The sequence below is a fragment of the Streptomyces regalis genome, assembly GCF_001509475.1.
Classification (GTDB): domain Bacteria; phylum Actinomycetota; class Actinomycetes; order Streptomycetales; family Streptomycetaceae; genus Streptomyces; species Streptomyces regalis.
The window spans coordinates 1-10868 of the sequence record NZ_LLZG01000090.1 but is presented as its reverse complement, the minus strand read 5'-3'; the positions used below and the strand labels follow the sequence as shown (position 1 = coordinate 10868).

The following is a 10868-nucleotide window of genomic DNA, read 5'->3' as shown; positions in this document are numbered from 1 at the left end:
ACGTTACTCTCTGTTGTCTTTGTCCCGTGGTCTCGGGTGCCGGCCTCGGGTGCATTCACCGTGCCGGCGGGCGTGACTCCCCGTCTGGGTAGCGGCCTGATCTTCTATTTTCCCTGTTCAGAGGCTTAATGTCTCCGGTTTAAGGGGGTTTGTGTCTCTGGTCCGGGTGGGTCCGGGGCGCCCTCCGGGCTTCCCGGCCCCGGTCTGCTGTGGTTACAGTATGGCAGCAACGAGGGGAGGTTGGCGACTGGTGCCGGATCGTTGCTGTCTGACGGTACATCAGATCAATCTTCCATGCTTGGTTCTGAGTGGACTAGACCTCTCTGAATTGGTACGTATTCTGTTACGGGTTACATGGCATCAGAAACGGATCCGTTTGAATTGAGGGAGCGTCAGCCCCGAGGGAATCCCATTAGAGGTTTGTTACGGGTTCCGGAAAGGACGCGTAACACGTAACGGAGTTGCGGGGAGAGAAAGGCAACCCGTAACAGGATAGGGCACGGAAAGGAATTGGGGAATTGAGCGCCACGAATTCAGCAGTCGCCGTAGTCGACGGTACGCGCGGGACGGGTGAGGAGCGGGCGGCGGGAGGTGCCGCCGCTTCGGACGGGATCGGTGCGGCAGCCGCGGCGGCTGAGGTCCGGCCCGTGCGGTACGAGCGCTGGAGCGAGGTTCCCGCCGGGCTGGTCACCCGGACCCGGCTGGCCGACGCCAACCCGCCCCGGCGTCCCGGCGGTCCCGTCCGTGCCCGCGTCCGCGACTTCAACTGGCGGGGGAAGCCACAGACGTTCGACCTGTACGCCGTCGCCGAGTCCGTCCCCACCACGGCCACCGGCCGCCAGCTGGCCGCCGCGGCACAGCGGCGGGCAGTCGGGCGGGGGTGTGAGGGGTGCGGGGCCGTTGGCCAGCTGCCGCTGCTCGAGCACGACGGGCGGCGGGTGTGCGCAGCATGCCGGCATCTGGCGCGGCTGGCCGAGAAGCACGAGGCGCTGCGGGTGCGCAGGGCTGAACTGGGCCGGTGGGCGCGGGTGTTGCTGTCGGAGCGGCTGGCGGTGGTGTGGGTGGAGCTGACCGCGGCTGAGCTGACGGGGTCGGGGAGGGCTCGGCCGCCGCTGGCCGGGCGGGTCCAGGTCGCGGACGAGACGGGCCTCGTCCTGGAGGACGTCCTGAACCACCGCGCCGGTCACGGCAGCACCCGGCAGTGCGTCGGCCGCCGGGCTCGCGTGAGCAGCTGCTCGGCGCCGTCGAACGCCGGTTCAGGCCTGGGCGGCGTCGATGTCTCCGGAGTTGACCAGTGCTTCCCTCAACGCCCGTAGCACGGCGGGGTGTTCGTGTGCGGGCCGGGCAGCGGCGGCGTCCAGCAGGGCGCGGGCATGGCGTCGTACGGCCGCGTCCTGCCCGGTCTCGGCGGGGTGGGTGACCAGCTGTGCGGCCAGGAGGAGTGCGTCCTCGCTGTCGGGGTGGCGGGCGGCGCGTTCGGCGACGAGGTCGGCGTCCGTCAGGGCCGGGGTGTGCTCGGCGCTCGCCCGCGTCAGGGACAGCCACAGGTCCTCGTCGAGGCCGGTGTCCGCGAAGTCGCCCGCGCCGGCGAGGGCGCCGGACGGCAGGCCGGCCGCGAGCGCGGCGCGCCACAGGTCGGCCGCCGCGGCCAGCCGTTCGGCGGCATCGGGCCAGGCGGGGCCGTCGGTGCGCGGAGTCCGGGAGGCGATGGCGGCCAGCAGCAGGCCGGCCGCGTCCGCTCCCCCGGTGCCTGTGGCCAACTCGGCCCACAAGACGGCCGGATCGCCCAGGAAGGCGGGGTCGGCCAGGAGCACGACCGCCGTGTGGGCGGCGGCGCCGGGCGCCGGACCGGGGTCGGCGTCGCGCAGCGCGGCGAGGAGCTCGGCACGCTCCAGGGCGGCGAGGACCTGGCGGTCGTACGGTCCCCAGCGCAGCCAGGAGTCGGCCGGCGAGGGACGGCCGGGGGCGAGACCGTACAGCGCGGTGCGGTGGTCGGTGGCGAAGGCGGGGGCGTGCCGGTGCAGGGCGGGCAGGCGCACCCCGATCGCGGTGGCCACCGCGTCCTGGTCCCCGCGCGCGGCGAGCGCGCCGGCCACCGTCTGAAGGACGTCGGCGGGCATCTCCCCTTGCGTGCGGGCCCGGTGGACGGCGTACTCGAGCAGGCACCCCAGCGCCCGCACTCCCGGATCCGACCCCAGCAGCGCCGCGTCCACTCCCCCGCCGCCTGCCGGGCCGGGACCGTCGGTGGGGGTGTCCTGGCGGGCTAGAGGGGCCGCCAGGGCGTGCAGGTGGGCCAGGACGGCCTTCGCCTGGTCGTCGGCGAGGGCGGTGTCGGTGCGCCACACGGTGGTGATCAGGTCGAACAGGGCCTGGTCGGCGAAGAACACCGCGGTGCTCCGGTCGTCGGCGGCCGCGGTGTCGGTGGCGGAGGTCGTCTCGTCGAGGCGGCGGCGTACGTCGAGCGCCGCGGTGACGGCGTCCGCGAGCGCAGAGCCGGGGAGTGCGCCGGGGCGGTCGGCGAGGACGGCGGCCGCGGCGAGGTAGAACGCGCCGAGCTCCGGCAGCTGCAGTGCGGCCAGGACGGCGGGCACGTCGGCGGTCCAGGCGGCCGGGTCGGTGGCGATGAGGCGGTGCAGGACCATCGCGTAGCCGTCGGCGCCGGCGTCGTCGGCTGTGGCCAGAGCGGCGGCGGCCGCCACCGGACCGTGCCCGGCGGCCACCTCGGCCAGGTCCTCGGCGTCCAGCACTGTGGCGGCCTTGTGCGGCTCCAGCACAGGCGCGGTACGCGGGTCGGACGGGCCGGCGGGCTTGAGGCGGCGCGCCGCCTCAAGCACCGGCTCCCAGTCGGCCAGCAGCCGCGCGGGCAGGACGGGAGACCAGTCCCACACCCGCAGCCACGAGGCGAGCGGCTCGGCGAGACCGTCGTCCTGCTCGGCGTCGGCGGGCAGGACCTCGGCCACCTGGGCGGCCGACGGCGCGGTGCCGAGCGCTATACGAACGTCCGCCTCCAGCTGCACGGCGCGCTCGGGCGGGCAGGTGCCGAGCACGAGGTCGAGGAGGCGGGCGGGCTCCGGCGCGGGCTCGGCGGCCAGCAGGCGCGGGACCAGCACGACGGCCTGCTCCCACCACTCCTGTTCGGCCAATCCGCCGGCGGGCGGACGGGCGGCGAGATGGGCGGCGAGCAGCCGGTCGTGCAGCCGGCCGTCGACCGGGGCCACCCGGGTCAGCGGGCGGGTGCGCTCGGCCAGGTGCACGCCGGCGTCCGCGTCCGCCGCGGCGAGGTCGAGCACGGTGCGCGCCAGCCTCGGCCCGCCGTACGCGGCCGGATCACCGGCGTGCACCAGGTCGAGGTCGCCGCCGAAGACGAGCGGTCGGGAGGCCTCGGGCAGCAGCGCGATGTCGCGGGCGAGCAGGCCAGCCAGCACGGCCCGGATCACCGTGATGTTCGGGTGCGCGCCGGCGGCGCGGCCGGCCGGGTAGGCGGTGCACGCGAGTTCGCGCAGCAGCGCCGCGGCCTCGTGACCGGGCAGACGCGCGGCCGTCTCCTTGGCGATCAGCTCCCGCGCCTCCTCCTCGCCGGCCACCGCGGCCGCGACCACCGCTTCCGCCGCGGCGACGTCCCCGGCGGCCAGAGCCTTCTTGGCCCGGGCTTCGGCGGCGGCCGCGCGCTCGGCGACGGCCCGCAGGGACAGGTGGCCGGCGTGCTCGTCGTCGACCGCGCCGGCCAGCAGCCCCTCCACCACGAGGATCCACGCGCGCGTCCGCTCGGTGCGCGGGACCGCTCGCGCCCACCTCGCTGCCAGGCGCAGCGTCGCCCCCACCGCCGGGCCCCCGCCGTCCCGTACGCCGGGGTCGGCGAGGACGGCGCGCAGCTGGCCTGCGTCGACGACGTCCCGGTGGCGTACGGCCAGGCCCAGCAGCCCGTCCAGGGCCAACCGGCCGGCCGCGGCGACCTGTTGCGCGCGTGCGACCGCGGCGGCGCCCTCGCCGGCAGGTGCGGCCAGCCACGCCCGGGCGGCATCCGGGTCGGCGCCGGCGACGTGCTCGAGGAACGGGGCGGCCGGCCATCGTCCGCCCACCGCCCCGTCCGGCATCAGCAGGTGCGGCGCGTGCTCCTGCAGCACGTTCAGCCACCTCGGCGCCGGGCCACAGCGGAAGAAGTAGTCGGTGGCGCGCGGGTCCGACCAGCGGGCGAGTTCGGCGGCCTCGGCGGCGCCCGGCTGCGTCAGGGCGGCGAGTTCGAGGACCCGGGCCGCCCGGTCCGGCAGCGGCACCAGCAACTGGTGGGCCGCGCCGAGGAGATCGGCGTACAGCTGGACGGCCTCGCCGGGGCCGGCGGCGCTGCCGTGCAGGATGCCCGAGGCCACCCCGTAGACCGCTCCCCACACGTCCAGCGCCGTCTCCTGCGCCGCGCCGAGCGTGACCCCGGTCAGCCGCTCGACGATGCCGCGGGCTCGCGCCCGGTGGAAGCCACCCGGGCGTTCCAGCTCGCCGCGCAGCACCTCGGCCGCTGCCGACACCCGCTCCCACCCCGCGCCCACCGGGCCCCCGGGGCTGGAGTTGGCGGCCCCGGCGGCCAGCTCGCCGGACGGGGAATCCTCGGCGGCAACCGGCGACGGGAGGGCGTCCACCGCGGCCAGCAGGTCCTTCGCCGCGGGCTTCAGGCCCGCCGTGACCAGGGCGCCGGGCAGGCTCAGCAGCGCGTCCGCCGCGGAGCGCACACACGCCGCGGCCACCTCCGCCGGCCGTACGAACCCCTCCCCGGTCAGCACCCGGTGCGCATCCCGCAGCAGCCCCAACGCCCGTACGCCCGCCTCGCCCTGAGCCTCAAGAGCCGCCGCCAGGACGTCGTCGACCTCCGGCAGCGTGCTCGCGCCGGCCGGCGCCCCCACCTCGTCGTTCACCGCAGCACCGTAGCCCGCTGGCCACCACCCCGGGCCGGCTATGGCGGATCCGCCATAGCCACCCGCCCGATCCTGCCGCTCCTCCCCCGCGTGCTGGCCGCCGACACCCGCCCGCCGTACGGAGGAGAGGCGGGCGGCGTACGACCGCGGCACGCTGCTGCTCATCACCACGGCCTGGGCACCGGGGCGCAGCGGACGCCGTAGGGCCTCGTCCGGAGCCGACCGGGCGACGGTCGTCGCCGTACGGCCGCCCGCTGCTGCATGAGCGCGTGCGTGAAAGTGTGTGAATTTGTGAAAGCCCCTCAGGTGGCGCCCAGTGCCCTGGTGGTCAGGTTGGTGCGCAGCCGCGGCAAGGGCGGACGGGGAGCAGCACTTCGATCGGGAAAGGCTGGCCGTTGGCCGGCGGGGGCGTGCCCCCTGTCGGGGGCCGCGTGGGGGTGCGGGCCGGGTCCCTTTCGGGACCCTGGTCGGTCGGGTGCGGGACCGGGCCGTTGGCCCCGGAGCGGGTGGGCCCCCGGCACCGTCCTTCCGGTGCCGGGGGCCCTTGTGTGTTTCCGGTGCCGGCCGTGGTTTCGGCTGGCCGGGGGTCAGGTGCGTCGGCGCGGGATGCGCGTCCGGTGCACGAGCGGGATGCCGAGGCGTGCGGCCACGGTTTTCTCCAGGGTGGAGACGACGTGGCCGGGGGTGGCGGCTCGCAGCGGGATCACCCAGTACTCGACCCACTCGTCCCGCTTCGACGTGCTGCGGTTGGTGTGCTGGCCGAGCCTGGTCGCCGCGGCTCCCCGGTTCAGGGCCCGGGTGGGGGCGGTCTTTCCGCAGTAGCAGGCGTTGCCGTTGCGGTTGACCGCGATGTAGATGGCCTTGTCCTCGTACCCGGAGTCCTCGCCGATGGGGATCGGCTCGGGCTGCGGTTCGACGAGCCACTGGCCCGCGAGCCGGGCGAGCATGGCGTACCGCTCGTCGGTGATGACGACGACGCCGGCCCAGGTGGTGTCGGTCATCAGCGCGGCTCGCTCTCGGCGATGCGGGCAAGGTCGTTGCCCATGAAGCTGAGCTGCTTGAAGGACGGCTCCACGACGGTCCAGGAGAGTTCGGTGGTGGTGCCGTTCATCTTGCGCAGGGCGATCAGGTCGTCGAGGTCGGCGCCGGCCGCGGTGAGGGACGTCTGGAAGGCCGTGAGGGCCTTGTCCTCCAGTTCGGTGGCGGTGGGATCGTTCTGGTAGCCCTCGGGGGCGAACCCGTGGTTGGCGGCGAGGCGCAGGTGGGCGTTGAAGTCGCTGCCCTTCCAGCCGTCCTGCTCGACGAGGTGGCCGTCGGCCCACCACCTCGGCTCCAGGCCGGCCCGGATCCGCTTGATCGCGTCGGCGAGCACCTGCCGGCCCTCCTTCGTGTCGAGGACGGTCTTGATGACCGTGCCGACGCCGGCGCGCATGACCTTGATGTTGCCGACGATCTGCTCGGCGGAGCCGCCGGGCGCGAGGAGGTAGCCGCTGGTGACGAGGGTGACCATGGCGAGCACGCCGAGGAGCAGCCGGGCGGGGACGTCGCCGTTGTCGGCGCGCTCCAGGAGGTCGTCCACGGCCTGGTCGTTGTCGATGTTCTCGACGGACCACTCGTGGTCGGCGAGGGCCTGCCACAGACAGCCGGTGTCCAGCGCGGTGCGCACAGGCGCCAGCTTCTCCTTGGCGAGGCTGGAGTAGGAGCGCAGGCCGAGTTCGACGATCGGACCGCTGCGGTGGGTGACCTGCAGGCGACGCTTGTCGAGCTTCGCGGCCATGACCGCGTTCAGTCGGGGTTCCTTGCGGGTGAGCTGCTGGACGACGAACGTGAACCGCAGGTCGCGGAAGGCGGGGTTGAGGCCGAGGGACTTCATGGCGTCGGTGACATCGGCGCGGCCGAGGAGGACGTCCCGCACGGCCTGGGCGTCGTCGCCGAGCTCCCCGGAGTCGAACAGGGCGGTGACGATCTCCTCGGCGGTGACACCGTTCTTCGAGGACGGATCGAACTGCTTCACCCCGACGTTCATGCGCATCAGCAGCGAGCGGACCGCGACGGGGAAGCGTCCCATGCCCATGGACGGGTTGTCGTCGGTGTAGCCGACGATGACCTGCACCGGGACGGTCATCGCGTTGAGGAGCCTGGCGGCCTGGTCGCGCTTGGCACGGGCCGCCCTGCTCGTGCCGGTGGCGCCGTTGATGTCGCGGTGGGCGTTCTTGACGATCTCCCGGACGAGATCCCGCCGCTCGGTGAGGGGAAGCCGCATGAGGTGGGACGGAAGCAGACTGTCGGGGTCCTTGGCGTTGGTGGGGCGGATCGAGCTGGCCGGGACCGTGATGTCGGCGGTGCAGGACGCCCAGCGGCTGTTGCCGTCGACGAGGCTCAGGTCGTCGTCGGGGTGGCGTCCGGGGTTGAGGAAGGTGGCGGGGACGGCCGTCAGCGGCCGCTCCACGATGCGCCGGCCGACTTCCTGCGGGTTGTTCTTCCTCACGCTCTTGGACGCCCGGTCGATGGCGGCGAGGAGGTCGTCCATGGCGTCGGCGTAGACGAGGGTGGCGTCGGTGTCGTGCGCGGTGGGCATGGCCAGGACCCGCTGGTTGTTGCTGGTGTCCGGGTCGGCCGCGTAGTGGGCCTCGTCCAGGAGCCGGTCGTTCTCGATCGCGGGGGACAGCAGCAGCGTGTACGCGCGGTAGGTGATGACGCTCAGCCAGCCGGTCTCCACACGGTGGCGCTCCAGGCGGGCGCCGTCGAGGAGTCCGGGCTCGACCGCCCCGAACGCGATCCGGCGGACGGCGGCGGCGGAGATCCGGACGTCGGGGTGGCTCTCGAGGAACTTGATCGCCTTGGTGGTCTTGCTGACCGGCTCGACGCGGTGCACGAACGGCGTCGAGCGGTCGCCGGAACGGATGTCGATGACCTCGATACCGTCGATGTCGTCGTGCTCGTCAGGGATGTCGATGGTGCTCACAGGGCCTCAATCGAATGGGCCGGCGCGAGGCGGGCTCGCGGCCGGTGACCGGCGTACGCGAGCAGAGCGCCATCGGAGCGCAACGCACCCGTGCCCGCCCGGTGAGGACCGCGGTCCGTCGCTGAGCTGACCCGGCGTCGCTTCGGTGACCCGCAGGCGGATCCGGGTACCCGCCCCGTGACGTGCAGGCGGCGTACTCAGGTCTTGCTGGTGGATACCGCGGTGTCCACCGGCTGCGCAACAGGCCGCCCTCGGCGGCGACGATGACAACAGGGTACGCCCCTCCGAGCGGGCGCAGCACACGAGTTGACGGTCTTTCCGATCCGACCGGCTGCGACCTGCACGATCTCGCCCGACGGCCCGTCAGGGGCTGGGTGGGGGTCGCCTACCGTACGGCCGGCGGGTCACCTCGACGTCCGCTCCGCCGAGGCGCAGCGGACGACACCGTCATACGGCCTCGCCGCGGGGCGCGGCGGGTGACGAGCCGCAGGCCGGACCCGTTCCACGACGTCCCGGGACCCGCGCTTTCCCCGGCTCCGGGAGCACGGCGGCCGTACGGCGGACGAACCCCCGGGCCGGGCCGCCGAGTTGCGACGAGCCCGCGGACGCGGTCAGCGCCGTACGGCGCTCGCCCCGCCGGCGCGCACCGCCGACCTCGTCCACTCGAAGGCCTCCATCCGCTCCGGCCGGTCACCCATTCTCGGATTTCGACCAAAACGGCAGGTCAACCACCATACGGAGCGGGGGCGGGTACAGAGCACATGCCGGGTGGTCGGGCTGAGCCCGGCCGGGAGGCGCGGCGTCGTACGAAGCCGTCGGCGGGCCGTGGACCGGGGAGAGGTCGGGGTGCTGCCCGGTGCCGGGCGCGGCGCGGGGCAGCGGGTCCGTCCGCGTTGGGTCAGGCGGCCGGGTGGACGGCGAGGTCGGCGGCGGTACGCGCGAAGCGGGCGGCCTCCTCCAGGGTGAACATGCAGTCGGCGTCGGTCAGTTCGTCCTCGTCCGGGATGCGGGCGGCCTCCCGCAGCGTGCGCAGGGCCGCCGCCGCGACAACGGCGGCCGGGGCCGTCGTGGTGTACACCCTCTCCCACATCCTGGTATCGGTGAGCCATCCGCCGGCCCGCACCCCGTAGATCGCGGAGTTGCAGATGTGGTTGTGGTGGCCGACGAGCCTGTCGAGGACATCCGCGGCCGCGCGCAGCAGGTCCGGGCTCACCAGGTCCTCTTCCTCGGCGGCCATCTCCAGCACCTCGTACACGACCTGGACGAGGGGGGCGTCGTGCACCGTGACCTCGCCGACGGCGTGCTCGTCCAGGGCGGCGACGCGGCGCGCGCGGGCGGCGGAGTTGAAGGGCATCCGGAGCAGGGCCTGCTTCAGCCCGCTGTCCTTCAGCGTCCAGGCCAGGGCCTCGTCCACGAGGCGGGCGGCTTTCTCCCCGTCGGCGCCCAGGTCGGCGCGCAGGTGAGCGGCGAGCCGACGGACGGGCTCGGCGTGGACGGGTTCCCTGCGGACGGACCGCGGGCGCGTCTCCTCGCGCAGCAGCTCGGTGTACTTGCCCTTGGTGCCCGTGGTCTTCTGCACGAGGCGGGCGCGCCGGCCGGCGCGGGACTGGTTGCGTGGCATGACGACTTCTCTCCGGGCACCCCGCGCCTGCCCGCAGTCGTGCGGGTGGGTGTCGCGGGCCCGGGTGGGGACCTTGGCCGTCTGAGCTGTCCCGGCGCGGGCGGGGTGCAGCGGCGGCGGTAGGCGGTGCGCGTCCTGCCGGTCGGCATCGTAGCGGAAACCACCCGCCCTCCCCCGCCGGTCCGCGCTCACCCCTCCAGCACGACGCAGCGGTGAGCGCGGCAGTACCGGCGGCGTCCGGACACGAGACCGCGGAGACGTCTGGAGCTTGGACTTGGACAGGTCGCGTTTTCCGCTACCGTCCCCGCAGCGCACACAAGCAGGGGGCCATACGTGCAACAACTGATCACCCGGATACGCCGCTGGTGGACCGAGAAGCCACGGTCGACGCGGATCCTCACCTACGTGCTCATTCCCGCCGGAGTCGTCCTGCTCGTCGAGGGCTTGCGGCTCGACAGCAGCAACTGGTGGGCGGGACACGACTACTTCCTCAACATCTACTCCGCCGCCACCGGCGTGTGCTTCGGTGTCCCCGCCGCGCTGCTCCTGTTCAACAAGCTGGCCAGCGACCAGGACGCCGCCCGCCGGGCCAGACTCGCCATGGCGCGCGCTGGCGCCGAAGCCACCCAGTTCCAGCGGGAGTTGCTCTCGCTCTTCAGCGCAGCCGACCTCGCCGACCTGACCGCCAGGGCCACCGACCTGCGCGACCAGATCACCGGCATCCGGGACCTGCCCAGCAGTGCTTCTTCCCGCGACCAGGACATGGGGCGCTTCCTCGCCGACTTCGACACACTGCTGCCCAGCCCGCTTGGACGCCCCCGCCGCTCTCTCAGGTCTCTCCCCGCCCACTACAGCGCCGAGTGGGCGCCGATGGACGACTGGCGAACCCGGGTGCAGAGCCGGTGGAACATCCTCTACAACGAGGTCCGTCCCAACCTGCCCGGCAACGGCTGGATCGCCGCCGACTCGGACACCGCCGCCCAACAGGCCCTCGACCGTCTTCTCCTGCCGGGCCGCAACCCATGGAAAGCAGACCAGAGCGACGGTGCCGCCGTGAGGGCGATGCAGTATTTCCTGCGGGACGTCACCGCACTGTGCGGGGCCGCCACCGCACTCGACACGTACACGTGACCGCACCAACGAGGACAAGGTGATCACTGCGGCAGCCGGAGCCGCAGCAGCTGGCGAGCGGTGGCACCAGCGTTTGACGCGGTCGCGCACGGCCCGGACGGTCGGGATGGGGCTGACCGGGGGAAGGCGCCCAGACGGCTCGCGGCGAGGACGTGGACGGGGAGCAGCACTTCGAGGCGGGGCCGGCCGTTGGCCGGCGGGGGCGTGCCCCCTGTCGGGGGCCGCGTGCGGGGTGGGGGCCGGGTCC

The 10868-nt window shown here is 73.7% G+C and carries 7 protein-coding genes; 2 read left to right on the top strand and 5 right to left on the bottom strand.

What is annotated here, in order from left to right:
• Positions 1-518: 518 nt before the first annotated feature.
• Positions 519-1316 (top strand): hypothetical protein, encoded by a 798-nt coding sequence (locus tag ADL12_RS54965; RefSeq protein WP_167364406.1) that lies wholly within the window; start codon positions 519-521, stop codon positions 1314-1316.
• On the opposite strand, the gene ADL12_RS57700 is transcribed toward ADL12_RS54965, so the two are convergent.
• The 5 genes from ADL12_RS57700 to ADL12_RS14385 form a co-directional block, all read right to left on the bottom strand.
• Positions 1257-5069, bottom strand: a complete 3813-nt coding sequence (locus ADL12_RS57700; RefSeq protein WP_279617143.1) for a hypothetical protein — start codon at positions 5067-5069, stop codon at positions 1257-1259. The genes ADL12_RS54965 and ADL12_RS57700 overlap by 60 nt on opposite strands.
• 422 nt (positions 5070-5491) lie before the next feature.
• Positions 5492-5905, bottom strand: a complete 414-nt coding sequence (locus tag ADL12_RS14395) for a hypothetical protein (RefSeq protein ID WP_062702302.1) — start codon at positions 5903-5905, stop codon at positions 5492-5494.
• Complete coding sequence (locus tag ADL12_RS14390; protein ID WP_062702300.1) at positions 5905-7869, bottom strand: hypothetical protein; 1965 nt, start codon at positions 7867-7869, stop codon at positions 5905-5907. The genes ADL12_RS14395 and ADL12_RS14390 overlap by 1 nt, the downstream gene beginning before the upstream one ends.
• Positions 7870-8316: 447 nt before the next feature.
• Positions 8317-8532 carry a hypothetical protein gene (locus tag ADL12_RS53965; protein WP_159053167.1) on the bottom strand — a complete coding sequence of 72 codons (216 nt, stop codon included), beginning with the start codon at positions 8530-8532 and terminating at the stop codon, positions 8317-8319.
• Between the two features lie 235 nt (positions 8533-8767).
• Positions 8768-9490, bottom strand: a complete 723-nt coding sequence (locus ADL12_RS14385; RefSeq protein ID WP_062702298.1) for a hypothetical protein — start codon at positions 9488-9490, stop codon at positions 8768-8770.
• Positions 9491-9823: 333 nt separating this feature from the next.
• On the opposite strand from ADL12_RS14385, the gene ADL12_RS14380 reads away from it, so the two are divergent.
• The gene (locus ADL12_RS14380; protein ID WP_062702297.1) at positions 9824-10621 is read left to right on the top strand and encodes a hypothetical protein; all 798 of its coding nucleotides are present in this window, start codon (positions 9824-9826) and stop codon (positions 10619-10621) included.
• Positions 10622-10868 lie beyond the last annotated feature (247 nt).